A 26,196-nucleotide genomic window follows, 5' to 3' on the forward strand; every position below is an offset into this window, starting at 1 on the left:
GATTGCAATCAGCAAGGCACAACAGATGGAAGAGGCCGGCGTCGCCGGCATGGCGGGCACCCTGGCCATCGGACTGGCGGGCGAAGAGGTACTGTTGTTGCCGGAGAAGGCGCTGTACTGGCCGCGCGAAAAAATGCTGATCATCGCCGATATCCACTTCGGCAAGGCGGCCTCGTTCCGGGCGCTGGGCGTGCCGGTGCCGGGCGGGACGACGGCGGCCAATCTGCGCGCGCTCGACGGCTTGCTGGCGCGGCACGCGGTGCGCGAGATACTGTTCCTCGGCGACTTCCTGCATGCCAAGGCGGCGCACGCCGAAGCGACGATGACGGCGATCCACGGCTGGCGCCTGGCGCGGCCGACGCTGAAGCTGACGGTGGTGCGCGGCAACCACGACGCCCATGCCGGCGACCCGCCGGCCCGGCTGGCCATCGACATGGTCGACGAGCCGCTGCGGCAGGCGCCGTTCGCGTTCTGCCACCATCCCGATCTGCTGGTGTCCGGCTACCTGATGGCCGGCCACGTGCATCCCGTGTACCGCCTGCGCGCCGGTTGGGACTCGCTGCTGCTGCCGTGCTTCCTGGTCGGCGAGGGCCGGGTGGTGCTGCCGGCCTTCGGCGCCTTCACCGGCGGCCACCCGGTGCTGCCGGAGCCGGGCGAGCGCTTGTTCGTCACCAGCGGCGACGCCGTGGTCGAGGTGCCTGTCAAACCGCTAGTCTTGCCGACCTAGCGGACCCAAGCGTTGTTGGGCGGCCGGCGACAGCTGTACAGGGAATGGTCCTACATTCTCTGCTGCGCGTGTCCTATATTTCGCCGTTATGCTGTGCACTACGATGACTCCACCTGTGTAGCAAGCGGGAATGACGACAATCATTCAGGGAGATGGTCATGGCGACTAATAAGAGGAGCGGTAATCAAGGCGGCGGTAATCAAGGCGGCGGTAACCAGGGCGGCAGTCGAGACAGCAAACAAGGCGGCAAGTCGGGTAGCGAGCAAAGCGCACCAAGAAAACGCGGTTTCGCGTCGATGGATCCGGAGCAGCAGCGCCAGATAGCGGCCCAGGGCGGCCGCGCCGCCCATCAAAAAGGGACGGCACACGAATTCACCTCGGAAGAGGCGCGCCGTGCGGGCGCGATGAGTCACAAGAACGATGGCAACAGCCAAAGCAGCAGCAGCGGCTCGCGCGGCGGCAACCAGGGCAGCGCGCGTGACGAGGATGACGGCGCAGATGCAGGCCGTGGCAGCGCTGGCGGAAAAGCCAGCCGTGGCGGCAGCCGTTCCGGTTCCTCGGGTAGCGCGGGCTCGAAATCTTAATCTACGCTTGATGTGCGGCTGGCGCCTTCTCCTCTGGGCCCCGGCCGTTTAGGACCTGCGGACGTCACGTCCGCAGGTCTTTTTTTATCGACACTACAGGCAGATCGTGGTGTGGCGGCCCATCGCCATCGGCGTGCGGCCGGTAATGGCGGCCGTGGCGATCTGCACCAGCTGTTTCATCTTGGTCGAGCCGGCGTCCCAATATTCTGCCGACTCGATGCGCACGCGGATCAGGGTCAGGTGCGGATCGTCGACGCCCTCGGGGAACCAGCTGCGCGCGGCCGCGTTCCACAGTTCGCGCGCCTTGGCGCGGTCCTTGAGCACGTAGGCGCGCCCGGAAATGGACAGGTAAAGGTTGCGCTCCGGATCGGAGTAGCTGATATTAACGCCTGGGTGCCGCGGCAGGTCGAGCATGAAGGCTGCCTCGTCCGAGGCGAAGAACCACAGGTTGCCCTCGTTGTCGATCTGCTGGGTGGTCAGCGGACGGCTGGTGAGCACGTGTTCCGCGTCGAAGGTGGTGAACATGCCGAAGCGCACATCCTTGATCTTGGCGGAGATGGTGTTGATCTGGTCTTGCGAATACAGCGGCATGATGCGCCTCCATGACAAAAGGATGATTCGGCCCAAGCTTACGCATCGTCCGGGACGCGGTCTGTACGCGCTCTCACGCTAGCGTGAAGCCAGTTTAACCAGCGAACTTTACACAGGCGTTACATTGGACAGGTTGACAACGCAAATGATAATTATTATCATTTGTGTTTGTGCCTGGCTCAAGGGCGCACTTTCACCGATCGAGGACATGATTTGAGCGCTCAACAAGCCAGCAATGCCAGCCGCGCGGTATGGCTGAAGAATCTGCACCAGTGGCACTGGATCAGTTCGGCTTTATGCCTGCTCGGCATGTTTTTGTTCAGCATTACCGGCATCACCCTGAACCACGCCTCGCAGATCGAAGCCAAGCCGGCGATCGTGCGCCAGCAGGCCACCGTGCCGGCGGCGCTGGCGGCGCAGTTGCGCGCCTACGCGGCCGAGCACGACGGCGCCAAGGAGCCGCTGCCGGCGGCCGCCGAACAGTGGCTGAGCGACACCTGGAAAGTGCAGGCCGGCGGCCGCGCCGCCGAATGGGCCGCCGACGAGGTCTACCTGCCGATGCCCAAGGCCGGCGGCGACGCCTGGGTGCGCATCGCGCTGGAGGACGGCGCGGCCGAATTCGAAAAGACCGACCGCGGCTGGATCTCGTGGTTGAACGATGTCCACAAGGGGCGCAACACGGGCGCCGCGTGGAACTGGTTCATCGATATTTTTGCCGGCGCCTGCCTCGTGTTTTGCATCACCGGCTTGCTGATCCTGAAGTTCCACGCCGCCAACCGGCCGTTCACGTGGCCCATGGTCGGGCTGGGTATTTTGATTCCATTTGTCATCGCTTTGCTGTTCATACACTAATTTTCCAACCTCTTTCACCTCGCACTGGGACTCCATGAAATTACGTTATTCCATCGCCTTGAGCCTGCCGCTGGCCAGCGCCTCGGCCATGGGCGCCGATCTGGCCCTCAAACTCGACGTGCCGCAATTGAACGTTGCCGAATACCACCGCCCCTACATCGCCGCGTGGCTGGAGAACGCCGACCAGAAAGTGGTGACCAACCTGGCCGTGCTGTACGACACCAAGAAGAAGGACAACGCCGGCACCAAGTGGCTCAAGGACATGCGCCAGTGGTGGCGCAAGACCGGGCGCGACGTCGAGATGCCGATGGACGGCGTCAGCGGCGCGACCAAGGCGCCGGGCGAAGTGTCGCTGACCTTCCCGGGCGCCAAGGCGGCGCTCGACAAGCTGCCGGCCGGTAACTACACCCTGTTGGTCGAAGCGGCGCGCGAGGCGGGCGGACGCGAAGTGGTCAAGGTGCCGCTGCAGTGGCCGCCGAAGGCCAAGCAGGACCTCAAAGGCCAGGGCAAGGAAGAGCTGGGCGCCGTGGTTGTACAACTGAAACCATAAGAAAGCAGGGGACATGTCCACATTCAAGAAATCGCTGGTCGCGCTGGCGCTGGCCGGCATCGCGCTGAGCGCGCACGCCCACAAGCCATGGCTGCTGCCGTCGTCGACGCTGGTCGAGGGCAAGGAAGCCTGGGTCACGATCGACGCCGCCATTTCGGAAGGCCTGTTCGATGTCGACCACCAGCCGCTCAAAGTCGACACGGTCGTCATCACCGGTCCCGACGGCGCCAAGCTGGAAAAGCAGAACGTCGCCAACGGCAAGATGCGCAACAGCTTCGACCTGAAGCTGCCGAAACCGGGCACGTACAAGATCGAGCTGGTGTCGAAGAACGTGTTCGGCAGCTACAAGAACGCGGCAGGCGAAATGAAACGCTTCCGTGGTACCGAGGAAACCCTGGCCAAGGACGTGCCGGCCGACGCGACCGAGGTCAAGCTCACCCGCACCGACAGCCGCCTGGAGACCTTCGTCACCACCGGCGAGCCGGACATGGCGGTCTTCAAGACCACGGGCGTGGGCCTGGAGATGGTGCCCGTCACCCATCCGAACGATCTGCGCGCGGGCGAAAAGGCGACCTGGCGTTTCCTGCTCGACGGCAAGCCGGCGGCCAACCAGGGCGTGAGCCTGATCCCGGGCGGCGTGCGTTATCGCGGCACCCTGGGCGAGATCCGCCAGAACACCGACGCCAAGGGCGAGCTGACGTTCACCCTGCCGGCGGCCGGCATGTACATGGTCAGCAGCAGCTGGCCGGCGGCCGCGCCGCAGGTGCAGGGCCAGCCGCCGCAGATGGCGCCGCGCCGCGCCAGCTACGCGGCCACCGTGGAAATCCTGCCGGAGTAATCCGGCAGGCGGCTCCACACTTAACGTCGACAAGGTCCGCATGCGCCGGGTTCTCCTGCCTCATCATATTTCCGACGACCCGGCGCCGGCCGACGGCGTAATCCGCGATATCGCCGGGCGCAGCATGGGCACCAGCTGGTCGGTGCGGCTGGTGGCCGCGCCGGCAGGCTCGCCCGGCCACCTTGCCCTCGACCATTTGCAGCATGGGCTGCAACAGCAGCTCGATGCCGTCGTGGCCGAAATGAGTCACTGGGAAACCGATTCCGACCTGGGCCGTTTCAACCGCGCCGAGGCGGGCAGCTGGCTGGCCTTGCCGCCGGCGTTTTTCGATGTGCTGTCGTTCGCGATGGGCGTGGCGCGCGATTCCGGCGGCGCCTACGATCCGTGCGCGGGCAGCCTGGTCAACCTGTGGGGCTTCGGACCTTACGGGCGTTTCGACCAACCTGAATTCGTTCCCCCTTCATCCGACGAGATCGCCATCGCGCGCAACCAGCTGGCCGCCGCCGGCGTGCGGCTCGAGCGCGAAGGGCGCAAGGCGCTGCAGCCGGGCGGCGTGCAGCTCGATTTGTCGGCGGTGGCCAAGGGCTACAGCGTCGACCGGCTGGCCTACTATTTGAAAACACAAGGTATCGAGCACTATCTGGTGGAGGTGGGCGGCGAACTGCGCGGCGCCGGCGTCAAGCCGGACGGCCAGCCGTGGTGGGTGGCGCTGGAGGAGGTGCACGATGCCCCCGCCGTGGAAGAACCGGCGTCGCTGGTGCTGGCGCTGCACGGCCTGGCGGTGGCCACCTCGGGCGACTACCGCCGCTACTTCGAGCTCGACGGCCGGCGCTATTCGCACACCATCGATCCGCGCAGCGGCATGCCGATCGCCAACGACCTGGCGTCTGTCACGGTGGTGCACGCGCAATGCATGGCGGCCGACGCCTGGTCGACCGCGCTGACGGTGCTGGGCGCCGAAGCGGGCCTGGCGCTGGCCGAACGCCAGGGGCTGGCGGCGCGCTTTGTCGCGCGCGACGCCGATGGCGGCTTCACCGAACACATGAGTTCCCATTTACGCGGCATGCTGGACGAATAACCCGAATGATCTGGACCGACGACCCGACCCGATTGATGCTGGTGGCAGGACTGGGCGCCAGCTATGGCCTGGTGTGCCTGTTGCCGTATCTGCGCCATCGCCGCAAGCGCCGGGCGGCGTTGCGCGCCAAGGCCGAGGCGGCGGCTGCCCCGGGATGGATCGTCGCCTACGCCAGCCAGACCGGCAACGCCGAGGCGCTGGCGCAGCAAACGCTGGCGACGTTGCGGCTGGCCGGCATCGCCGCCCAGTTGAGCGAACTGTCCGAGCTCGACGCCGACGATTTGCGCCGCGCCGAGCGCATCCTGTTCTTGGTCAGCACCTATGGCGAAGGCGACGCGCCCGACGCGGCGGCAGCTTTCGCCGGCCGCCTGATGACCACCGAGCTGCCACTGGCGCAGCTGCACTATGCGGTGCTGGCGCTGGGCGACAGCGCCTACGCCCAATTCTGCGGTTTCGGCCGGGCGCTGGACGCCTGGCTGGCCGCGCGCGGCGCGCAGAGCCTGTTCCCGCGCATCGAGGTCGACCGCAGCGCCGACGCTGCCATCGCGTTATGGCGGCAACAGTTGAGCCATCTGGCCGGCACCAGCGACGCGCCGGACTGGAGCGCCCCGGCGTTCGAGGATTGGACATTGCGCGCGCGCGCCGAGCTCAACCCCGGCAGCGCCGGGGCTCCGGTCTACCACCTGGAGCTGACGCCGCCGGGCGGCGTGTTGCCGGACTGGGAGTCGGGCGACCTGGTGCAGATCGCCGCGCCGGCCGAGCCGTCGCGTCCGCGCGAATACTCGATCGCGTCGATCCCGGCCGACGGCAGGGTGCATCTGCTGGTGCGCCTGCACAGCCACGACGACGGCAGCCACGGCGTGGCCTCCGGCTGGCTGACGCGCCAGGTCGAGCCGGGCCGGACGGTGCGGCTGCGGCTGCGCCAGCACCGCCGCTTCCGGCTCGAGGGCAACGCGGGCCGTCCTTTGATCCTGATCGGCAACGGCAGCGGCATCGCCGGCCTGCGCGGCCACCTCAGGGCCCGCGCGCTGGCCGGGCAGGGCCGCAACTGGCTGCTGTTCGGCGAGCGCAACAGCGCCCACGACTTCCATTACCGCGACGAGCTCGAGGCGATGCACCTGGCGGGACGGCTGGACCTGGACCTGGCCTGGTCGCGCGACGGCGGCACGGAGCGCTATGTGCAGGATCTGCTGCCGGCCCGTGCCGACAAGTTGCGCGCCTGGGTGGCCGACGGCGCGGCGATCTACGTCTGCGGCAGCCTGCAGGGCATGGCGGCCGGCGTCCATCAGGCGCTCGAGGCGATTTTGGGGAGTGTGGAACTGGATGCGTTGGTCGCCGAAAGGCGGTACCAGCGGGATGTGTATTAGCGATGTGGTACGACGGAAGCCATCCGGGCGGCGGGAGCGACCAAGTGGCCGCCGGCTTCCCGGGCGCATACAATGCGATACTTAGGTGACCGAAAAGCGCTCCCGGCGCGATGTTTATCGGCCGAAATCGTCATGTTGTTGTTGGGATATATATATCGATGTGGTAAAAACGCCACGCTTGCATATGGCTAAAGCGGACTTATGCAAAATAAAGTTTATTCTAAATAAAGGTCGCCTGAACAATCCACACTTCTCGCCGGTTTGCCTTATTGTTTCGCAAAATTGCCTTAAAACATCCCCTGTTTGTGACAAAGCCGTTACATAATCTTCGGTTGATGAGCAAGGAAGGTCCTTACGTACTCGTCGCCTAGCCTGATCCTTTTCCGTCCTGCGTAGCGGCCCCAGTGGCCCATTCCCGCGCCAGGCCTGTCTCGGCCGCAGAGCGCGAAGCGCACGCATTCACCTTGCTCATGGAGTTTATATAACCACATTACAGGGAGTAGTGAATGATTTTGCAAGAGAAAGTCGGCGCCCGTTCGGTACGCCTGGCACTCGCAGTCCTGGCCGGTACCGCCATGTTCGCAGGTCAGGCGTCGGCACAAGAGCAAGCCATCCAGAAAGTGGAAATCACCGGCTCGGCCATCAAGCGTATCAACGTTGAAGGCGCGCTGCCAGTTCAGCGCCTGAGCTCGGAACAGATCGCCAAGACCGGCGCCACCTCGGTCGCCGAACTGATCCAGGCCCTGCCGTCGATGCAAGGTTTCACCGTCGCCGCCATCGCGGCCGGCACCAACTCCGGCGGCCGCGTGTCCGCGTCCATCCACGACATCGGCGAAAGCTACACCCTGGTGTTGCTGAACGGCCGCCGCGTCGCCCCGCAAGGCTCGGGCTCCGCGATCAACCTGAACGCCATTCCGATGAGCGCGGTTGAGCGCGTCGAGATCCTGACCGACGGCGCTTCGGCCCTGTACGGTTCGGACGCCATCGCCGGCGTGATCAACTTCATCCTGAAGAAAAACCTGCAAGGCGGCAGCATCGAAGCGACCGCCAGCCAGCCCGGCCAAAGCCGCGCCGGCCAGTCGAGCAACTTCAGCGCCACCTACGGCTTCGGCGATCTGGACACGAACCGCTACAACATCTTGCTGTCGGCCCGCCATGACGAGAACAGCCGCGTCAAAGCGACCGACCGCGACTTCGCCAACAGCTCGTTCCTGCCATTCAGCTGGAACGGCCAGAACTACCTCCACGACCGTTCGAGCACCTCGGCCGTCCCGGCCAACGTCGCCGTGGCCTACCGCGACGGCCGCACCCCGACGTCGACCTCGTCGATCGGCTTCAATCCGTATCGCAACATCAACGGCCAGTGCGGCCCGATGAACCAGCCGCAGAAGAACAACACCGCCACCGTGCAGAACTGCGGCTTCGATTCGGCCGCCACGGTCGAGATCGTCCCGGCAAGCCAGCGCGACACCGCGTTCGCCAAGGCCACCGCCAAAGTCGGCGAAACCTTCGAAGTGTTCGCCGAGGCAGCCTACTCGCGCATGGACCTGACCGCCCGCATCGCGCCGAACACCGCGTCGATCGCGCTGGCCAAAGGTTCGCAGCTGTACAACAACTACGTGCGTCCGTACCTGACCACCGCGCAAGACGCCAACCTGTCGAGCGCCACGGCCACCTACCGCACCTACGACTGGGGCACCCGCGACAGCCAGACCATCACCGAGGCGAAGCACCTGGTGCTGGGCACCGAGGGCGAGATCGGCGCGTGGAGCGTCGGCGCCGGCCTGACCTGGTCCCAGAACTCGATCGACGAGCGCTATGAAGGCGGCTACGTCAAGAACGCCGAGTTCCGCAGCATGCTGGCCAACAACCAGTTCAACCCGTTCCTGGCCGCCGGCGCGCAAAGCGCAGCGACCAAGCAACTGATCGCCAATTCGGTGTTCAAGGGTTCGATCCGCGAAGCGTCGACCACGCTCAAGGGCATCGACTTCCGCGGCTCGCGCGAACTGATCCAGTTGCCGGCCGGCGCGGCCAACGTCGCCCTGGGCGGCGACTACCGCAACTACCACTACGAGCAAACTCCGAACGCGACCTCGTCGGACATCTACGGCTTCAGCGCTTCCCCGGCCTACGACATGGAGCGTAACAACTACGGCGCTTTCGCCGAGTTGAACGTACCTGTGATCAAAAGCATCGAAGTGACGGCCGCAGCGCGTTACGACACCATCGAAGCGGTTCAGAACCACATTGCCAACCGCGACATGGGCAACAAGGAATCGGCCAGCACCTACAAGGTCTCGGCCCGTTGGCAGCCGACCCAGTCGTTCCTGATGCGCGGTTCGTACGGCACCGGCTTCAAGGCGCCGTCGATGCTCGACATCGGCCAGCCACTGGTGGCGGCCGGCTTCACCGCCTCGCCATGGGAATGCCCGGCCAACCTCGCGGCGGAAAACTCGTCCTACTGCCGCGTTGGCAAGAGCCAGTACAACGTCCTGTCCGGCGGCAACGAGAACCTGCGTCCCGAGAAGTCCAAGCAATTCACCGTGGGCTTCCGTTTCGAGCCGACCTCGTCGTTCTACGTCCAGGCCGACCTGTGGGACGTGAAAATCCGTGATGCCGTCTCGGCGGTGTCGGAAGCGCAGATCTTCGCCGATCCGGTCCAGTTCCGCGACCTGTTCACGACCTTCGTGGAACCAGGCAGCGGCCAGACCTTGTGGGCCAAGAAAACGCTGTCGGTCAACATCGGCCAGACCCACAACCAGGGTATCGACTGGGAAACGACCTACCGTCACCGCTTCGGTTTCGGCAACCTGAGCACGACCCTGAACGGCACCTACCTGATCAAGTCGGACTACACCCGCCCGGGCACGAGCAACGATTGGGTCAACAGCATGAACTTCTTCGGTATCAACGATGCCGTGTCGTTCCGCCACGTGATCCGTCTGGCCACCACGCTCGACACCGGCGCGTTCTCGAACTCGCTGATCGCCAACTACCGCAACGGTTACACCGATGCGTCGGCGACGTCGTTCAACCTGGGTACGAACAAGAACGAAACCTTCCGCATCGAAGTGCCGTCGTACATGACCTTCGACTGGCAGGGCAAATGGCAAGCGACCAAGCAGTTCGGTCTGCGCGCCGGCGTGAAAAACATCGCCGACCGCAATCCACCGCTGTCGCTGCGCGCCTCGTCCGGCCACCAGATCGGCTACGATGCACGCTACGCCGATCCGATGGGCCGTACGTTCTACATGACCGGCAACTACACCTTCTAAGCCGGTTCGCCGCTTAGCAGCAAAAGCCCCCACCGGCGTTCAGCGCGGGTGGGGGCTTTTTTTATGGCGGGGAGGACTGGCGCGGCGGGATCGCGCCGTTCGGTGTTACGGCTCGGCGCCGGCCTGCTCCAGGCCGCGCGCCAGGCTCGAGATGCTGGGGTTGTCGATGAACACGCAGCGCGTGCCCGTGCGCTTGCAATAGTCCTTGACCCGCCAGTAGGCGCTGTGGCTGATGCAGCCGGTCTGGCAGATCACCAGGTCGGCCGCCGCCAGGCTGGCGTCGAGGCGGTTGGCGTTGTCCTCCAGGCCGCCGTCGTGGTGCGCGAACTGGGCGCCCTGTTGCTCGATCAGCTCGCGGTAGGTGGCGACGTTGCCCGAGCGTCCGCCGACGCACAGCACGGCCCGGTCGCTGAGGCGCAGCGGCATCTTCATGACATGCTCGACCACCTGGCGCGTTTGCTCCTGGATCGGCGCCGGCGGCTCGACGGCGCGCAGCGCCTCGGTCTTGAGCTCGGCGATCTGCTGGCGCAGCGCGCGCTCGCGCTCGTCCATCTGGGCCAGCCGCTCGGCCAGCCTGGCGCGCGTCTCCAGGCCCGGGATCGATTCCTTCAACTGTTCGAGTTCGGTGCGCAGCGAGTCGATCATGCTGTCCTTGCCCACCAGTTGCGCGCGCAGCTGCATCAGTTCCGTCGCGTGGCGCTCGGCGTCGGCGCTCTTGTCGGCCAGCAGGGCGGCGGCGCGCTGCTGGGCCTTGCCCAGGTCGTGCGTCAGGCGCGTGTTCTCGGCCAGGGTGGCGTTGAATTTGCCGATGTCGGCGCGCACGCAGGCGCCCGCCTGGTGTTGCACCATGTGCAGGTCGCGGCACATTTGCTCCTCGAGCTCGCTGCTGCAGCGCGGGTGCGTCAGTCCGGCCCAGAAGGCGCCGGCGACGTCGCCGTTGGCCACGGCGTTGCGCCACAGCTCGCCGACCTGCCCGGTCGTCTTGGCCGCGCGGAAGCGCAGCAGCACGGCCGCGTAGCGCCGCTCCAGTTCCTTTTGCAGCGCCTCGGACAGCCGGTTGCGACTGCCGCATTCGGTGACCGCGCCCACGTGCACTTCGTAATCATCGGCCACGACCTTGCCGCTGGTGACCTTGTCGACCAGCTTGCGCAACACGCCCAGCGGAAAGCCGACGCCGACCAGCGGGCAGTGGCAGGCGTGGCCGAGCTCCCACAAACGCCTGCGGCGCGAGGTTTGCGCGTCCGGTTCGCCGGCAAGGATGGCGGCGACGTTGTTGATGACCGGCTTGACGACTTGCCGGGCGGTTCGCGGGTCGGTGCCAGGCTGCGCTGGCGCCGGGGCCGGGTTCGCGGTGCCCAGCCGTGGCATGGCGGCGGCGACGATGGCCGCCAGCGGATCGTGTTTTTCGCACATCTGGTCGTCTCCTCAGACGGTGGCCGGCGTGCTGCGGGCGCGCGCCATGATGCGGCTGAGGAAGTTGGTCTTCTCCTGCTCGTGCATGCTGCGTTCGACCACCGTGGCCCATTGCTCGGACAATTGCTGACAAGTGGCGCTGAGCACCGGTGCCAGGTCCGGCAGGCCGGCCAGCGCCTTCAGGTGGCGTTCGATCACCGAGGCCAGCTTGACGCAGCCGCCAGCCGCGTCGCCGCCGGCCGTGTAGTGCGACATCAAATGCAGCACGGCGGACAACATCAGTTCTGGATTGTGTCCGCCTTGCGCGGGGGCGAGAAAAATCGGATTGCTACGGTCTATGGCCATCAAACGCTCCTGTCGGATTGGGAGTGCGGCTGGCGGTGTGGCTGGCGACTCGGGGAGTGGGCGCGGCGGCGCCCGGGGCAAAGATAAAAGGAATCAGGCGGTCAGGATCAGCTTGTTGAGCTGCGTGACGCGCAGACGGTAGACACGGCCGGCGTGTTCGATCTCGAGTTCGCGGCCACCCTCCATCAGGCCGGCGCTGTTGACGCGCTTGACGGGGGACACCGCCGAGGACACCACGGCGTGGGAAGGGCGGGCTGGCTGCGGCACAGGCATGGTCAGGGTGGTGGTCATCGTCGTTTCTCCTTTAAATAAGAATGATTCGTATTTGCATTCATTATTGTGGAAGGCGGGACGGAATGCAAGCCTTATTTGAAATGAAAGTGGGGGAGGTTGGCGGGCGAAAAAAAAGCCCGGCGGGGAAGCCGGGCCCAAGGCTGGGTGATTGCCCGAGATGGCCGGAGCCTACAGCGCGGCGAGCAGTTGGCCGGGCGTGACCGCCTCGCCCGCCTTGCTCTTGGCCGCGGCCAGTTGTTTGGCGCGGGTGCGCGACGGCGGCAGGCGCCGCAAGGTCTTGAGCGCCTCCGGATCCTTGATGCCGATGGTGCGCTGGTCGACGCTGATGAGGCCGATTTCGTTGAAGGCCGACAGCGTGCGGCTGACCGTCTCCAGGGTCAGGCCCAGGTAGCTGCCGATTTCGTGGCGGGTCATGCGCAGGTTGAACAGCTTGCTCGAATAGCCCATCTGCGCGAAGCGGTCCGCCAGCGACACCAGGAAGCGCGCCACGCGGGCCTCGGCGCTGAGCGCGCCCAGCATGCCGATCATGGCCTGCTCGCGCACCAGCTCGCGGCTCATGACGCCGTACATCATGTTTTCCAGTTCCAGGTGCACGCGGCCGAGGGCGGTGAGCTTCTTGAACGGCAGCAGGATCAGGTCGCAGTCCGACAGCGCCACCGCCTCCGACGAGTAGTGGCGGGTGTGGATGCCGTCGACGCCGAGCATGTCGCCCTTCATCGGGAAGCTGAGGACCTGCTCGTTGCCGAACTCGTCGATCAGCACCGTCTTGAGGAAGCCGGAATTGACGATGTACAGCGTGTCGAACGGCTGGCCGATCGTGTGGATGCGCTGGCCCGTCTTGAACTGCACGTGCTGGAACAGCAGTTCCTCGGTCGAGACCGAGACGGCCGCCGGGATGTGCAGCAGGTCGCAGACCTCTTTCAGGTTCGACCACAGTCGCCCCTGACGCTGGCGGCCTGCTTCCATCGACGAGGATTGCATCGTCGTGGTGGTGACTGGGCGAATTTCAGACGTTTGCGTTGACAGCATGTTGATCTCCTGATCAGGTAACTCTGTTCGTTGGGCCGGGGACGGCAAACCGCATGACATTTTGTACAGCAAATGTGCCGTATGGCATCTCGCTGCTTGGCATGTAGCCTTGCAGCATCAATCGTGTGGTTTCAGTATGCCAACAGAGGGAGGAGATAGATATCAGCAATGGCTGAATATGGGAGTAGGCGTCAGCGCACGGATGTAGGAGTACTCCTACTGCCCCGGCGTTTTTCAGGTTTTGAAGGGAGACAACAGGCGATGCGCCACGGCATATTGGACCATCTCCGAGAGCGAGTTCATGCCCATTTTTTGCATGATGCGGGTTTTATGCGTGCTGACGGTCTTGACGCTCAGGTGCAGGCTGTTGGCGATCTCGGTGATCGATTTTCCGGCCACCAACAACGAAAATACCTCGAATTCGCGGTCCGACAGCTGTTTATGCAACAGGCTCTCGTTGGGCATCATGATATTCAGCGCAAGTTGCTCGGCCACCTCGGTGCTGATGTAGGGCCGGCCGGAGGCGACCTTGCGGATCGCGCCGACCAGCTGGGTGCCGGCGCTTTCCTTGGTCAGGTAACCCTGGGCGCCGGCGCGGATGGCGCGCACGGCGTACTGTTCCTCTTCGTGCATGGTGAGGATCAGGATGGCCAGCTTGGGCGCTTCGGCCTTGATCTGGCGGATCAGGTCGACGCCGCTGCGCCCCGGCATCGACAGGTCCAGCAGCAGCAGGTCGAAGCCGCCCTGGCGCACGTGGCCGAGCACTTCGAAGCCGTCGATCGCCTCGCCCACGATATCGATGTCCGGTGCACCGTCGAGGATGCGCTTGAGACCCTCGCGCATGATGGTGTGGTCGTCCGCAATGACTATTCGAATCATAAAGAGGCTATCTCAGGTGACCTAAAGTAAATACTGTTGTGTTTGAATTAACCTTGCGATCTTACTATAGAAACCGCAGTCAGGCCGCATTTTATTTGTGGTCCGGCTCTTTGATCAAGCGATGCACCAGCACCGGGATGCGCGAGTGCGACAAGACCTTGTTGGTCACGCTGCCCAGCAGCAGTTGGCCCCAACCGCTGCGCCCGTGCGAGCCCATGAAGACCAGGTCGCACGCGTGGTTTTCCGCCACCTCGACGATGTTCAGCGCGGCGCTTTCCGAAAACGTTGTCAGCGCCTCGCAGCGGACGTTGCGGCGGGCGCAGGACTCGACCACGTCCTTCGTGTGCTCCTTGCCGGCGCGCAGCATGGCGGCGCGGTACTCGTCCTCGCTCGGATAGCTGGGCGGGATGATTTCCACGTAGATCGGGTATTGGTACTCTGGCGCGACGAACAGGACCAATACCTCGGCGCCAAGCTGTTCGGCCAGCGCAACGCCGGCGCACGCGGTTTTGCTCGACACGGCGGAGCCGTCGGTGGTGATCAGGATTTTGCGGTACATGGCGAGCCTCCTTGTTCAACGCGGCCTACCGCTTATTGTAGTCGCGAATTCCAGTATTGTTAGTAAGGAAAGACTTGATGTTTATCAAATAAAAGCGCAAATAAAAGCCTAGCGCGGCACCGCCGCCGGCCGCTTTAACACTTGTTCACAGTTGCTCGGCGGCTTTTTTGCACACAAGCATCACGTTTGTCTCTTTAATGCTCCCTTTGGCAATGTATCCGATGATAGTATCTCCAAATACAACGAAACACGGCTTTGAGACGGAGAACAGGGCAGTCGACCGACGCCGGCATTGAATATTTCCGTGTTGCCCTGCTACACTCGCATAAGTGCTTTTTATTGCCGAGCGTCATCAATACGCAGGGTTGAGGGCAGCAATTTTACAAATTATGGAGAAGCAGGGATTATGACCAACGCCGCTGATGATTTCGACGCATTATTTGAAGAAGTGTCCGCTCAGAGCAAGACCGCAGCGCCCGCTCCAGCGCCTGCCCCCGCACCAGCCGCCGCAGAAGACGACCTCGAAAGCCTGTTCGACGAGGTCTCGTCGTCGGCCGCCGCTGCCGCGCCGGCTCCGGCGCCGGCCCCGGTCGCTGCGGCCCCCGCTGCCGCTGCCGCAGAGGGCGGCGAGGCCGAGGAGGGCGGCGACAAGCCGATGTTCGAGCGCCTGGGCGGCATTGTGCGCCTGCTGCACGATTCGCTGCGCGAACTGGGCTACGACAAGGCGCTGACCGAGGCGTCGACGCAGATCAACGATGCCCAGGATCGGCTCGAGTACGTCGCCAGCCTGACTGAACAGGCCGCCAACAAGGTGCTCAACACGCTTGACGAGGGCATGCCCGAGCAGGACACCTTGTCGAAGAAATCCAAGGAAATGGAAAACCGCTGGGCCGACCTGTTTGCGGGCAAGCTCAGTCTGGACCAGTTCAAGCAGCTCGCCGGCGACTCGCAAGCCTTTGCCGTGGCCGTGTCGGCCGCCACCGAGGCCGAAAAAGCCCGCCTGCTCGAAATCATGATGGCCCAGGACTTCCAGGACATCACCGGCCAGCTCATCAAGAAGGTCGTGATCATCACCAAGACGGTGGAAAACGAACTGGCGCAGCTGTTGAAAGACAACGCGCCGCCTGCCGTACGCGAGAAAATCGCGCAAAAAGAAGTGTCCCTGATGTCCGGCCCATCGGCTCCGGCCGTGGCGCTGAACCAGGACAATGTCGACGACCTGCTTGCTGACCTGGGATTCTAATGGACGATATGCTGAAGGATTTCGTCGTCGAGGCGATGGATCTGGCGGTCAACGTTGAAGAGCACTTGCTGCGGCTCGAACGCGACCCCGACAACAAAGAGACGCTGAACGCGGTGTTCCGCTCCTTCCACACCATCAAGGGCGGCGCCGGTTTCATGGGCCTGCCGGCGATGGTGGCGGCCTGCCACCTCACCGAAAACCTGTTCGACGCGCTGCGCACCGGCGCCGCGCCGGTGACGCCGATCGCGATCGAGGCGGCGCTGCAGGCGTCCGGCTTCGTGGCCGACCAGCTCGCCGAACTGAACAACGGCGCCGAGCCGCACAGCCTGGCGCCGATGCCGCACGACCTGGAAGTGATCCTGACCGACGCCATCGAGGGCAAGACCGGCGCGTCCGCTCCGGCACCGTCGCCGGCCCCCGCGCCGGCAGCTGCGCCAGCGCCCGTCGCCGCCGCGCCGGCCGCCGTGGCCGCCGTGTCGATCACGTCCGAGGACGGCCTCGACTGGGAAGGCATGTATGAAACCGTGATGCCGGCCGGCAGCTACACCCGTCCGGCCGTCTCTGCCGCGCCGGTCGCTGCCGCAGCAGCGCCCGCCGCAGCAGCTGCAGCAGCGCCAGCCCCGGCCGCCGCCGCGCCGGCCGCCGTCGCCGGCACCGCCGTGGCCGCCCCGGCCAAGCGCGACGCGCCGGAAAAACGCGAAGAGCGTCCGCATGCCGCGCCGGCCAAGGAAGAGTCGATCCGCGTCGATGCTGTTAAACTGGATGCCTTGCTGGAAGTGGCGGGCGAATCGGTGCAGGCCGCCAACCAGGCCGCCGTGCTGCTGGAACGTCTGCTGCAATTCAAATTCGAGGGCCAGGCCCAGACCCTGATGGCCACCCTGGCGGAAACGCTGGAGCGGGCGTCGCGCTATTCGACCGAACTGCAGCGCGCCACCCTGGCGACGCGCATGCAACCGGTCGGCCGCCTGTTCCAGAAGTTCCCGCGCCTGGTGCGCGAGCTGGCCAAGGACCTGGGCAAGGACGTCGAACTGACCATCGAGGGCGCCGAGACCGAAGTGGACCGCGTGGTTGTCGACAGCCTGTACGATCCGCTGGTGCACATGCTGCGCAACTCGCTGGACCATGGCGTCGAGTCGCCGGAAGACCGGCTGGCGGCGGGCAAGCCGGCCAAGTCGTTCATCTCGCTCAAGGCATGGCAGGAAGCCAACAGCGTCATGATCGTGCTGCAGGACGATGGCAAGGGCATGGACCCGGTGGTGTTGCGCACCAAGGCCCAGCAGAAGGGTTTGATCAGCGAGTCCGCCAATCTGACCAACGACGAGTGCTTCCAGCTGGTGTTCCTGCCGGGCTTCTCGACCAAGGAAGTGGCCTCGAGCGTGTCCGGCCGCGGCGTCGGCATGGACGTGGTCAAGACCGCCGTGGAGAAGAACCGCGGCGCCATCCACATCGAATCGGCGCTGGGCAAGGGCACCAAGTTCGCCATCCGCCTGCCGATCGAGCTGTCGATCGTACCGACCATGCTGGTGTCGACCTCGGGCGCCGCGCTGGCGCTGCCGATGGCCGTGGTGCAGCGCGTGGTGGAATTGCCGGAAGTGTTCCTGGAAGTGGGCGGCGCCCCGGTCCTCAAGGACCAGGGCCGTCCGCTGCCGGTGCGTTCGCTGGCCGATGCGCTCGGCTACGAGAGCTGCCGCGAGAAGGTCGGTATTGTTGTCGCCGCGCCACAGCCGTATATTCTGGCGGTGGAAGCGGTCGACGGCACCGCCGACCTGGTCATCAAGCCGATGACCGCGATTACCGTCGAGGGCATCACCGGCACCGCGCGCTCGGCCGAGGGCGAACTGGTGCTAGTGGTGGGCCTATCGTTCCTGATGGACGGATGCAGGGGAAGTGTACGCATGGCGGCCTAGTCCAAGGACTTCGCCACAGACACCAAAAGCCTGCGTTCACGCAGGCTTTTTTTTCGTTTGAATTTTATTTGCAACAGCGAATTTTTAAAGGAGTCATAAAACGTGTATCGGTAGGCGGAACCGCATCGGCTCACGAGGCCGGATGGCGGCGGTCGCTATCGCATTGCACAATATGGCATAATCGAAGTGGATCACTCACACAGGCAGCAGCAGTAAGCACACATCATGATGAAGACGCTTTACGACAAACTCTGGGAATCCCACGTGGTCAAGGCCGAGGAAGACGGCACCACCATCCTCTATATCGACCGTCACCTGGTGCACGAAGTGACCAGTCCGCAGGCCTTCGACGGCTTGCGCGCCGCCAATCGCCAGCCGTGGCGCCTGTCGGCCAACCTGGCCGTGGCCGACCACAACGTGCCGACCACCTCGCGCGCCGACGGCATCGCCGACCCGGTCTCGCGCCTGCAGGTCGAAACCTTGGACAACAATGCCAAGTCCTACGGCATGACCTATTTCAACATGAACGACAAGCGCCAGGGCATCGTCCACGTGATCGGGCCGGAGCAGGGCGCCACCCTGCCGGGCATGACAGTCGTCTGCGGCGACTCGCACACGTCGACCCACGGCGCCTTCGGCGCGCTGGCGCACGGCATCGGCACCTCCGAGGTCGAGCACGTGCTGGCCACGCAAACGCTGCTGCAAAAGAAATCCAAGGCGATGCTGGTGCAGGTCGACGGCCCCTTGCCGACCGGCGTCACCGCCAAGGACGTCGTGCTGGCCATCATCGGCAGGATCGGCACGGCCGGCGGCACCGGCTACTGTATCGAGTTCGGCGGTTCGACCATCCGCGCGCTGTCGATGGAAGGCCGCATGACCGTCTGTAACATGGCGATCGAGGCCGGCGCGCGCGCCGGCATCATCGGCGTCGACGACACCACGATCAACTACGTCAAAGGCCGCCCGTTCTCGCCGGTGGGGCCGCACTGGGACCGCGCGGTCGACTACTGGCGCACCCTGCATTCGGACGCCGGCGCCAAATTCGACCTGGTCGTCACGCTCGACGCCGCCGAGATCAAGCCGCAGGTGACCTGGGGCACGTCGCCGGAGATGGTCACATCGATCGACGGCCGCGTGCCGGACCCGGACCAGGAAAAGGACAGCGTCAAGCGCGACGCGATGGAAAAGGCGCTGGTCTACATGAACCTCAAGCCGAACACGGCCATCGAGGACATCCGCATCGACAAGGTCTTCATCGGATCGTGCACCAACTCGCGCATCGAGGATTTGCGCGCGGCCGCCGCCGTGGTGCGCGGCAAGCAGCGGGCGTCGAACGTCAAGCTGGCGATGGTGGTGCCGGGTTCCGGCCTGGTCAAGGACCAGGCCGAGCGCGAAGGCCTCGATCGTATCTTCAAGGATGCCGGTTTCGAATGGCGCGAGCCGGGCTGCTCGATGTGCCTGGCGATGAACGCCGACCGCCTGGAACCGGGCGAGCGCTGCGCTTCGACCTCCAACCGTAATTTCGAAGGACGCCAAGGTCAGGGCGGACGCACCCATCTGGTGTCGCCCGCGATGGCCGCCGCCGCCGGTATCGCCGGCCACTTCGTCGACGTGCGCGCACTGCGCTGAATTTTTTTGATTGATACCACGAGTACACCAACATGAAAAAACTATTCGCCCTGTCCATCATCGCCTTGATCCTGACTGGCTGCAACACAGTCAACGGCTTCGGCAAGGACGTGAAAAAAGTCGGTGAGTCGCTGGAAGGCGCTTCGACCAAAAAATAACCGCAGTACGGCGGGCCGCGACGGTCCGCCGTCGCACAACCCGAACGAGATCATGGATAAATTTACGATATACGAAGGCCTGGTGGCCCCGCTCGACCGCGCCAACGTCGACACCGACGCCATCATTCCGAAGCAATTTCTGAAGTCCATCCATCGCACCGGCTTCGGCCCCAACCTGTTCGACGAGTGGCGTTACCTCGACCACGGCGAACCCGGTATGGACAACAGCGTGCGTCCGCTCAACCCGGACTTCGTGCTCAACGAGCCGCGCTACCAGGGCGCCTCGATCCTGCTGACCCGCAAAAACTTCGGCTGCGGCTCCTCGCGCGAGCACGCGCCGTGGGCGCTGGACCAATACGGCTTCCGCGCCATCATCGCGCCGTCGTTTGCCGACATCTTCTTCAACAACTGCTACAAGAGCGGCTTGCTGCCCATCGTGATTCCTGAAGCGCAGATCGATCATCTGTTCAACGAAGTCAAGGCCTTCCCCGGTTACCGTCTGGTGGTCGACCTTGAGCAGCAGCGCATTTCCACCAGCAATGGCAGCGTCTCCTATCCCTTCGAGATCGACGCCTTCCGCAAATACTGCCTGATGAACGGACTCGACGATATCGGCCTGACCCTGCGCCACGCCGACACCATCCGCGAATTCGAAGAGCGCCATCTGGCAAACCAACCCTGGTTGGCTAACGTCATCTAATCTCGAAAACTCACATGAAAATCGCAATCCTCCCGGGCGACGGTATCGGCCCGGAAATCGTCGCCCAAGCCGTCAAAGTCCTCAATGTGCTGGGCGAATCGTTCGAGCTGGAGACCGCCCCCGTCGGCGGCGCCGGCTACGCGGCCCATGGCCACCCGCTGCCGGACGCCACCCTGGCGCTGGCCAAGGCGTCCGATGCGGTGCTGTTCGGCGCCGTCGGCGACTACCAGTACGACACCCTGGAACGCGCGCTGCGTCCAGAGCAGGCCATTCTCGGCCTGCGCAAGAACCTGGGCCTGTTCGGCAACCTGCGTCCGGCCATTTTGTATCCGGAACTGGCCGGCGCCTCGACCCTGAAGCCTGAAGTCGTTTCCGGCCTCGACATCCTCATCGTGCGCGAACTGACCGGCGACATCTACTTCGGCCAGCCGCGCGGCGTGCGCGAATGCCCGGACGGTCCGTTCAAGGGCCAGCGCGAAGGTTTCGACACCATGCGCTACGCCGAAGGCGAAATCCGCCGCATCGCCCATGTGGCGTTCCAGGCCGCGCAAAAACGCGGCAAGCGACTGACCAGCGTCGACAAGGCCAACGTGCTGGAGACGTTCCAGTTCTGGAAGGACATCGTCACCGACGTCCACAAGGAATATCCGGACGTCGCGCTTGACCACATGTACGTCGACAACGCCGCCATGCAACTGGTACGCGCGCCGAAGAAATTCGACGTCATCGTCACCGGCAACATGTTCGGCGACATCCTGAGCGATTGCGCGGCGATGCTGACCGGTTCGATCGGCATGCTGCCGTCGGCCTCGCTCGACGCCAACAACAAGGGCCTGTACGAGCCGTCGCACGGTTCGGCGCCGGACATCGCCGGCAAGGGCATCGCCAATCCGCTGGCGACGATCCTGTCGGCCGCCATGATGCTGCGCTACACGTTCAACAAGAACGAACAGGCCGACCGCATCGAGACCGCAGTCAAGGCCGTACTGGCGCAGGGCCTGCGCACCGCCGACATCTTCGAGCCGGGCACCACCAAGGTGGGCACCGAGGAGATGGGCAACGCGGTAGTTAAAGCACTCGCATAAAAACTAAAGACAAGGAAGAGCAAAATGAAACTCGTAGGCTTGGTAGGTTGGCGCGGCATGGTTGGTTCGGTCCTGATGCAGCGCATGCAGGAAGAGGGCGATTTCGCCCACATCGAACCGGTGTTCTTCACGACGTCGAACCCGGGCGGCGACGCCCCGAAGATGGCGAAGAATGAAACCAAACTGAAAAGCGCGACCGACATCGACGAACTGAAAAAGTGCGAGATCATCATCTCGTGCCAGGGCGGCGACTACACCACCGAGGTGTTCCCGAAGCTGCGCGCGGCGGGCTGGAACGGCTACTGGATCGACGCCGCGTCGACCCTGCGCATGGAAAAAGACGCCGTCATCGTGCTGGACCCGGTCAACCTGCACGTCATCAAGGACGCGCTGGGCAAGGGCGTGAAGAACTACATCGGCGGCAATTGCACCGTGTCGTGCATGCTGATGGGCCTGGGCGGCCTGTTCCAGCACAACCTGGTCGAGTGGATGACCTCCATGACGTACCAGGCGGCCTCGGGCGGCGGCGCCCAGCACATGCGCGAGCTGCTGACCCAGTTCGGCACGATCAATTCGTCGGTCAAGGCGCTGCTGGACAATCCGGCTTCCGCGATCCTGGAAATCGACCGCCAGGTGCTGGCGACGCAACATGGTCTCTCTCCCGAGGAGACCAGGCAGTTCGGCGCGCCGCTGGCCGGCAACCTGATCCCGTGGATCGACAAGGACCTGGGCAACGGCCAATCGAAGGAAGAGTGGAAGGGCGGCGCCGAGACCAACAAGATCCTCGGCCTGGGCGCGGACTTCGGTTCCAAGGCGATTCCAGTGGACGGCCTGTGCGTGCGCATCGGCGCCATGCGCAGCCACTCGCAGGCATTGACCATCAAACTGAAGAAGGACGTGCCGATCGACGAGATCCACGACATCATCGCGTCCAACAACCAGTGGGTCAAAGTGGTGCCGAACACGCGTGAAGCGTCGGTCAAGGACCTGTCGCCGGCCGCCGCCACCGGCAGCCTGACGATCCCGGTCGGCCGCCTGCGCAAGATGAGCATGGGCGACGATTACCTGTCGGCCTTCACCGTCGGCGACCAGCTGCTGTGGGGCGCGGCCGAACCGCTGCGCCGCATGCTGCGCATCGTGCTGGATAAGTAAAAGCTACCGCGCAATCTTGGTAGTGGAAGGGGTTTTCTCTATGTGCTCTCATAGGGAAAACCCCTTTTTTTTCACCAAATTAGGCACAGACCTGACAACTCCTCATGTATCACTTGAGAAACGGCGTGCAAAGCTTGCATGCTCATGTGCATGGTGATATGTTGATATATCCGGGAAAGTAACATTTTCCCTCTGATAACCTACTGCCGCCCACTATGCCCTTCACCAATCGCACCAGCATCGTTTCGTTCGCGTTGAAAACACTCACTAGCGCGGTCGCCGGTGCGGTGTTGTTGTCCGCCGCCGCGAACGCCGCCGGACTTGGCAAGCTGACCGTCCTGTCGTCGCTGGGCCAGCCGTTGCGGGCGGAAATCGAACTGACCGCTGTCACCCCCGAAGAAGCCAGCGGTTTGGTCGCCCAACTGGCGTCGCTAGATGCCTTCCGTACCGCCAACATCGATTTCAATCCCGCGCTGAGCTCGCTGCGCTTCGAAGTGGAGCAGCGCAACGGCCGCCAACTGATCCGCGTCTCGTCGAGCCAGCCGGTCAACGAGCCCTTCGTCGACATGCTGCTGGAACTGAAGTGGACCGGCGGCCGCATGGTGCGCGAATACACCTTCCTGCTCGACCCACCGGACATGCGCTCGGCCAATTCGCCGCAAGTGGCCGCGCCGGTCGATCTGAGCCGCCAGGCCAACGCGCCGGCCGCGACCGCGCCGAACGCGCCGGTGGCGTCCGCGCCCGCCGCGACCCCTGCCGCGCCTTCGTCCACGGCACCGGCCCGCCCGCAACCCGCCAGGTCGACCGAGCAGTACACCGTTAAAAAAGGCGACAACCTCAGCCGCATCGCCAGCCAGGTCAAGCCGGGCGACATCTCGCTCGACATGATGCTGGTGGCGCTGTACCGCGCCAACCCGGAGGCGTTCTCCGGCAATAACATGAACCGCCTGAAGTCGGGCCAGATCCTGAAGGTGCCGGATTCGGGCGCCGTCCGCGCCATCGTGCCCGAGGGCGAGGCGCGCGGCGTGGTGGTCGCGCACGCGGTCGATTTCAACGCCTACCGCGCCAAGCTTGCAGGGCAGGTCGCCAACAGCACGCCGGCCAGGGAAGCGGAGACGACGCAAAACGTCAAGGGCAAGATCACCGCCAAGGTCGAGGAAAAACCGAACGCCGTCAACGAGGCCAAGGACAAGCTGACCTTGTCCAAATCGACCGCCACCGCGCCGGTCGCGGGCAAGACGGGCGTGGCGGCCGAAGAAAACATCGCCAAGCAAAAGCAGGTGGACGAAGCGGCCGCCCGCGTCAAGGAGCTGGAAAAAAACGTCAACGACCTCGAACAGCTGATGGCGGTAAAGAACAAGACCATCGCCGAGAAGCCGCCCGTGGCCGCAGCGCCTGTCGCCGCGCCGACGCCGACGCCGGCGCCAGCCGCCACCCCGGCCGAGGCGCCGAAACCGAAGCGCACCCTGGCCGTGCCGCCACGCAAGCCGGTCGAGCCGAGCTGGTACGAAGTGATGATGGAGAATATCCAGCTGGTCGGGCTGGCGGTCGCCGCCTTGCTGGCGCTGGTCTACGGCATCATCCTGGCGCGCCGCCGCAAGAGCAAGAAATTTGTCGTGGTGCCGGGCGAGATCGTCATGCCGCCCGACCCGACCACCCCGATACAGCCGTTCATCACCGAGGCCGGGGCCCAGAACGTCGACACCAGCAACAGCGTGTTCAACTCCAATTTCGCGCCATCGGCCAGCCAGCTCGACACCAACGAGGTCGATCCGGTGGCCGAGGCCGACGTCTACATCGCCTACGGCCGCGATGCGCAGGCCGAGGATATCCTCAAGGAAGCGCTGCGCACGAACCCCGAGCGCCATCCGGTTCGCCTGAAGCTGCTGGAAATCTATGCTACCCGCAAGGATGCGCGCGCCTTCGAAGGCCAGGCCTCCGAGCTGTATGCGCTGACGCGCGGCCAGGGCGAGGAGTGGGCGCAGGCGTCCGCGATGGGGCAGTCGATCGATCCGACCAATCCGCTGTACTCGGCGGCGCCTGACGGCGTCGGCGGCGTTGCCATGTCGGCCGCCGCCGTGCCGGTCGCGGCCGGCGCGGTGGCCGCCGCTGCCGCCGCCTCGGCGTATTCGGCCAACGATTTCGGCACCGGCGACGATTTCGGCGCCGAACCGCCTGCCGCCACCCGGAGCGGCCTCGATCTGGACCTGGGCCTGGATGCGGCGTCTGCCAAGGCCGACAGCGCGATGGACTTCGGCAGCGACCTGAGCGACATGGAAACGGCGTTGCCGCAACCGGCCGACGCGTCGGTATCGCCGGCATCGGTTGCCGCGCAATCGGACAACCTGATGGACTTCGACCTGGGCGACATGAATTTCGAACCGGTCGCCAGCGACAAGGCGCCGATCGAAATGCCGGCCCCGGCCCGTGAGGAGGCTGCCGACGATCCGTTCGATCTGGCCTTCGATGCGCCTGCCGCCTCCGCACCGGCGGCCGCTGCGGCGCCCGCCGACGACCCGAGCATGGACTTCAGCCTCGATCTGCCGGAAGACACGGCAGAGCCTGCCGAATCGGCCAAATCGGCGGAGCGCGTGCCGGCGGCCGGCACCGATCCGCTGGACCTGGACATCATGGGCTTCGACATTCCGGAAGTGCCGGCCCTGACCGAACCGCCGAAGGTCGATCCGAAGGCGGTAGACTTCGACGAGCCGCTGGAGTTGCCGGAAGACGCCGAATCGATCACGGCCGCGCCGGCGCCGGCGCGCGAGTTCGACCTGTCGGACATCAACCTCGATCTGGACAACGAATTCACCGGCGCGGCGGCAGGCGAGGGCGCGAAGGCGGAGTTGGCGGAACCAGCGGAGCCGGCAGCAACGCCGGCGCGCGACGACACCCTGTCGGCGCACCACATGGAGATGGACACCAAGCTCGACCTGGCCATCGCCTACCAGGAAATCGGCGACAAGGAAGGCGCGCGCGAGCTGCTGGACGAAGTGCTGCGCGGCGGCAGCGACGACCAGATCGCCAAAGCCAACGCCATGAAGGCGCAGCTGGGGTAAGCGGTGTCGGGTTGTCCGCGAGGTTGTCCGATATAATGCCAGCCTCAAACATCACCTCGGGCAGCAATTGAAACGGATAGCAATCGGCGTCCAGTACGACGGCACCGCCTGGCACGGCTACCAGAAACAGGAAGACGGCCACACGGTCCAGGACAAGCTGGAACAGGCGCTGGAAAAATTCGCCACGGTGCGCCTGGCCACCACCTGCGCCGGCCGCACCGACACCGGCGTGCACGCGCTCGAACAAGTGGTCCACTTCGACACCGACCTGACCCGCGACGCCCATTCCTGGGTGCGCGGCGTCAACGCCTTCCTGCCGCCGTCGATCGCCGTGCGCTGGGCCAAGGAGCTGCCGGGCGACCCGACGGCTAACGACTTCTTCCACGCCCGTTTTAGCGCCCGCGCCCGCACCTACCACTATGTGCTGTACAACAACCCGACCCGCTCGCCGTTGCTGGAAGGCCGCGCCGGTTTCTGCTTCCGCCCGCTCGACGTCGAACTGATGCAGCAAGCCGTGCAGCCGCTGCTCGGCTGGCACGACTTCACCGCCTTCCGCGCCGCGCAATGCCAGGCCAAGTCGCCGGTCAAGCTGATGCATGACATCCAGATCAAGCGCGTCGGCGAACTGGTGGTGTTCACCATCACCGCCAACGCCTTCCTGCACCACATGGTGCGCAACCTGGTCGGCTCGCTGGTCTACATCGGCACCGGGCGCGAAAAGCCTGAATGGCTAGGCCAATTGCTGGAAACCAAAGACCGCCACGCCGCCGCGCCCACTTTCATGCCGGATGGCTTGTACCTGGCTAAAATCGACTACGATCCCAAATGGGAATTGCCGCTGGAGACCACCAGCGCGCTCCCTTGGTTCTAAAAAGGAAACAT

24 protein-coding genes are annotated in these 26,196 nt (G+C 64.6%); 17 read left to right on the forward strand and 7 right to left on the reverse strand.

From position 1 onward, the window contains the following. The first annotated feature begins 49 nt into the window (after positions 1–49). Complete coding sequence (pdeM, locus tag NHH73_09055; GenBank protein USX29593.1) at positions 50–727, forward strand: ligase-associated DNA damage response endonuclease PdeM; 678 nt, start codon at positions 50–52, stop codon at positions 725–727. 158 nt (positions 728–885) lie between these two features. Continuing rightward, complete coding sequence (locus tag NHH73_09060; GenBank protein ID USX28412.1) at positions 886–1,311, forward strand: hypothetical protein; 426 nt, start codon at positions 886–888, stop codon at positions 1,309–1,311. Between the two features lie 93 nt (positions 1,312–1,404). Here the strand turns inward: NHH73_09060 and NHH73_09065 are convergent, their stop codons facing one another. Further along, positions 1,405–1,902, reverse strand: coding sequence for a pyridoxamine 5'-phosphate oxidase family protein (locus NHH73_09065; protein ID USX28413.1), 498 nt, complete (start codon positions 1,900–1,902; stop codon positions 1,405–1,407). Positions 1,903–2,115: 213 nt separating this feature from the next. Between NHH73_09065 and NHH73_09070 the strand changes: the two genes are divergently transcribed. The 6 genes from NHH73_09070 (at position 2,116) to NHH73_09095 (ending at position 9,862) form a co-directional block, all read left to right on the forward strand. Continuing rightward, positions 2,116–2,754 carry a PepSY-associated TM helix domain-containing protein gene (locus NHH73_09070; protein ID USX28414.1) on the forward strand — a complete coding sequence of 213 codons (639 nt, stop codon included), beginning with the start codon at positions 2,116–2,118 and terminating at the stop codon, positions 2,752–2,754. A 34-nt stretch (positions 2,755–2,788) separates the two neighbouring features. Beyond that, on the forward strand, positions 2,789–3,304 hold the full coding sequence (locus NHH73_09075) for a DUF2271 domain-containing protein (protein ID USX28415.1): 516 nt from the start codon (positions 2,789–2,791) through the stop codon (positions 3,302–3,304). A gap of 13 nt (positions 3,305–3,317) precedes the next feature. Next, positions 3,318–4,142, forward strand: a complete 825-nt coding sequence (locus NHH73_09080) for a DUF4198 domain-containing protein (GenBank protein ID USX28416.1) — start codon at positions 3,318–3,320, stop codon at positions 4,140–4,142. Between the two features lie 40 nt (positions 4,143–4,182). Further along, a complete protein-coding gene (locus NHH73_09085; protein USX28417.1) occupies positions 4,183–5,220 on the forward strand; it encodes an FAD:protein FMN transferase in 1,038 nt (345 codons plus the stop codon). 5 nt (positions 5,221–5,225) lie between these two features. After that, the gene (locus NHH73_09090) at positions 5,226–6,587 is read left to right on the forward strand and encodes a sulfite reductase subunit alpha (protein ID USX28418.1); all 1,362 of its coding nucleotides are present in this window, start codon (positions 5,226–5,228) and stop codon (positions 6,585–6,587) included. Between the two features lie 506 nt (positions 6,588–7,093). After that, a complete protein-coding gene (locus NHH73_09095; protein ID USX28419.1) occupies positions 7,094–9,862 on the forward strand; it encodes a TonB-dependent receptor in 2,769 nt (922 codons plus the stop codon). A gap of 105 nt (positions 9,863–9,967) precedes the next feature. On the opposite strand, the gene NHH73_09100 is transcribed toward NHH73_09095, so the two are convergent. The 6 genes from NHH73_09100 to NHH73_09125 form a co-directional block, all read right to left on the reverse strand. Beyond that, positions 9,968–11,275 carry a DUF2325 domain-containing protein gene (locus tag NHH73_09100; protein USX28420.1) on the reverse strand — a complete coding sequence of 436 codons (1,308 nt, stop codon included), beginning with the start codon at positions 11,273–11,275 and terminating at the stop codon, positions 9,968–9,970. Positions 11,276–11,287: 12 nt separating this feature from the next. Next, complete coding sequence (locus NHH73_09105) at positions 11,288–11,620, reverse strand: hypothetical protein (protein USX28421.1); 333 nt, start codon at positions 11,618–11,620, stop codon at positions 11,288–11,290. A 93-nt stretch (positions 11,621–11,713) separates the two neighbouring features. Continuing rightward, a complete protein-coding gene (locus tag NHH73_09110; protein USX28422.1) occupies positions 11,714–11,911 on the reverse strand; it encodes a hemin uptake protein HemP in 198 nt (65 codons plus the stop codon). Positions 11,912–12,082: 171 nt separating this feature from the next. Next, positions 12,083–12,880 carry a helix-turn-helix domain-containing protein gene (locus NHH73_09115; GenBank protein ID USX29594.1) on the reverse strand — a complete coding sequence of 266 codons (798 nt, stop codon included), beginning with the start codon at positions 12,878–12,880 and terminating at the stop codon, positions 12,083–12,085. 297 nt (positions 12,881–13,177) lie between these two features. Next, positions 13,178–13,822 carry a response regulator transcription factor gene (locus NHH73_09120; GenBank protein ID USX28423.1) on the reverse strand — a complete coding sequence of 215 codons (645 nt, stop codon included), beginning with the start codon at positions 13,820–13,822 and terminating at the stop codon, positions 13,178–13,180. A 91-nt stretch (positions 13,823–13,913) separates the two neighbouring features. After that, positions 13,914–14,381, reverse strand: coding sequence for a universal stress protein (locus tag NHH73_09125; GenBank protein ID USX28424.1), 468 nt, complete (start codon positions 14,379–14,381; stop codon positions 13,914–13,916). A gap of 406 nt (positions 14,382–14,787) precedes the next feature. On the opposite strand from NHH73_09125, the gene NHH73_09130 reads away from it, so the two are divergent. From NHH73_09130 to truA, 9 genes are all read left to right on the forward strand, one after another. Next, on the forward strand, positions 14,788–15,624 hold the full coding sequence (locus tag NHH73_09130) for a protein phosphatase CheZ (GenBank protein USX28425.1): 837 nt from the start codon (positions 14,788–14,790) through the stop codon (positions 15,622–15,624). Beyond that, positions 15,624–17,531, forward strand: coding sequence for a chemotaxis protein CheA (locus tag NHH73_09135; GenBank protein ID USX28426.1), 1,908 nt, complete (start codon positions 15,624–15,626; stop codon positions 17,529–17,531). Before NHH73_09130 ends, NHH73_09135 begins: the two co-directional genes overlap by 1 nt. 225 nt (positions 17,532–17,756) lie before the next feature. Beyond that, complete coding sequence (gene leuC, locus NHH73_09140) at positions 17,757–19,160, forward strand: 3-isopropylmalate dehydratase large subunit (protein ID USX28427.1); 1,404 nt, start codon at positions 17,757–17,759, stop codon at positions 19,158–19,160. Positions 19,161–19,192: 32 nt separating this feature from the next. Then, a complete protein-coding gene (locus NHH73_09145; GenBank protein USX28428.1) occupies positions 19,193–19,318 on the forward strand; it encodes an entericidin A/B family lipoprotein in 126 nt (41 codons plus the stop codon). A gap of 52 nt (positions 19,319–19,370) precedes the next feature. Then, the gene (gene leuD / locus NHH73_09150; protein USX28429.1) at positions 19,371–20,018 is read left to right on the forward strand and encodes a 3-isopropylmalate dehydratase small subunit; all 648 of its coding nucleotides are present in this window, start codon (positions 19,371–19,373) and stop codon (positions 20,016–20,018) included. Positions 20,019–20,032: 14 nt separating this feature from the next. Further along, entirely contained in the window at positions 20,033–21,103 is a 1,071-nt protein-coding gene (leuB, locus tag NHH73_09155; GenBank protein USX28430.1) for a 3-isopropylmalate dehydrogenase, read from the forward strand. A 24-nt stretch (positions 21,104–21,127) separates the two neighbouring features. Then, on the forward strand, positions 21,128–22,255 hold the full coding sequence (gene asd, locus NHH73_09160) for an aspartate-semialdehyde dehydrogenase (protein USX28431.1): 1,128 nt from the start codon (positions 21,128–21,130) through the stop codon (positions 22,253–22,255). Between the two features lie 215 nt (positions 22,256–22,470). Beyond that, positions 22,471–25,314, forward strand: a complete 2,844-nt coding sequence (locus tag NHH73_09165; protein ID USX28432.1) for a LysM peptidoglycan-binding domain-containing protein — start codon at positions 22,471–22,473, stop codon at positions 25,312–25,314. 67 nt (positions 25,315–25,381) lie between these two features. Continuing rightward, positions 25,382–26,185: a tRNA pseudouridine(38-40) synthase TruA gene (truA, locus tag NHH73_09170; GenBank protein ID USX28433.1), complete on the forward strand. Its 804-nt coding sequence runs from the start codon at positions 25,382–25,384 to the stop codon at positions 26,183–26,185. Positions 26,186–26,196: the final 11 nt, after the last annotated feature.

It is taken from the genome of Oxalobacteraceae bacterium OTU3CINTB1, assembly GCA_024123955.1.
GTDB lineage: Bacteria > Pseudomonadota > Gammaproteobacteria > Burkholderiales > Burkholderiaceae_D > Rugamonas.

Coding starts and splice junctions, on each gene's coding strand:
- NHH73_09130 (USX28425.1), top strand. CDS start 14,788: ATGACCAACGCCGCTGATGATTTCGACGCATTATTTGAAGAAGTGTCC.
- leuB (USX28430.1), top strand. CDS start 20,033: ATGAAAATCGCAATCCTCCCGGGCGACGGTATCGGCCCGGAAATCGTC.
- NHH73_09085 (USX28417.1), top strand. CDS start 4,183: ATGCGCCGGGTTCTCCTGCCTCATCATATTTCCGACGACCCGGCGCCG.
- NHH73_09110 (USX28422.1), bottom strand. CDS start 11,911: ATGACCACCACCCTGACCATGCCTGTGCCGCAGCCAGCCCGCCCTTCC.
- NHH73_09120 (USX28423.1), bottom strand. CDS start 13,822: ATGATTCGAATAGTCATTGCGGACGACCACACCATCATGCGCGAGGGT.
- asd (USX28431.1), top strand. CDS start 21,128: ATGAAACTCGTAGGCTTGGTAGGTTGGCGCGGCATGGTTGGTTCGGTC.
- NHH73_09135 (USX28426.1), top strand. CDS start 15,624: ATGGACGATATGCTGAAGGATTTCGTCGTCGAGGCGATGGATCTGGCG.
- NHH73_09105 (USX28421.1), bottom strand. CDS start 11,620: ATGGCCATAGACCGTAGCAATCCGATTTTTCTCGCCCCCGCGCAAGGC.
- NHH73_09065 (USX28413.1), bottom strand. CDS start 1,902: ATGCCGCTGTATTCGCAAGACCAGATCAACACCATCTCCGCCAAGATC.
- leuD (USX28429.1), top strand. CDS start 19,371: ATGGATAAATTTACGATATACGAAGGCCTGGTGGCCCCGCTCGACCGC.
- NHH73_09145 (USX28428.1), top strand. CDS start 19,193: ATGAAAAAACTATTCGCCCTGTCCATCATCGCCTTGATCCTGACTGGC.
- NHH73_09100 (USX28420.1), bottom strand. CDS start 11,275: ATGTGCGAAAAACACGATCCGCTGGCGGCCATCGTCGCCGCCGCCATG.
- NHH73_09075 (USX28415.1), top strand. CDS start 2,789: ATGAAATTACGTTATTCCATCGCCTTGAGCCTGCCGCTGGCCAGCGCC.
- NHH73_09080 (USX28416.1), top strand. CDS start 3,318: ATGTCCACATTCAAGAAATCGCTGGTCGCGCTGGCGCTGGCCGGCATC.
- NHH73_09060 (USX28412.1), top strand. CDS start 886: ATGGCGACTAATAAGAGGAGCGGTAATCAAGGCGGCGGTAATCAAGGC.
- NHH73_09095 (USX28419.1), top strand. CDS start 7,094: ATGATTTTGCAAGAGAAAGTCGGCGCCCGTTCGGTACGCCTGGCACTC.
- NHH73_09115 (USX29594.1), bottom strand. CDS start 12,880: ATGGAAGCAGGCCGCCAGCGTCAGGGGCGACTGTGGTCGAACCTGAAA.
- NHH73_09165 (USX28432.1), top strand. CDS start 22,471: ATGCCCTTCACCAATCGCACCAGCATCGTTTCGTTCGCGTTGAAAACA.
- pdeM (USX29593.1), top strand. CDS start 50: ATGGCGGGCACCCTGGCCATCGGACTGGCGGGCGAAGAGGTACTGTTG.
- leuC (USX28427.1), top strand. CDS start 17,757: ATGATGAAGACGCTTTACGACAAACTCTGGGAATCCCACGTGGTCAAG.
- NHH73_09090 (USX28418.1), top strand. CDS start 5,226: ATGATCTGGACCGACGACCCGACCCGATTGATGCTGGTGGCAGGACTG.
- NHH73_09125 (USX28424.1), bottom strand. CDS start 14,381: ATGTACCGCAAAATCCTGATCACCACCGACGGCTCCGCCGTGTCGAGC.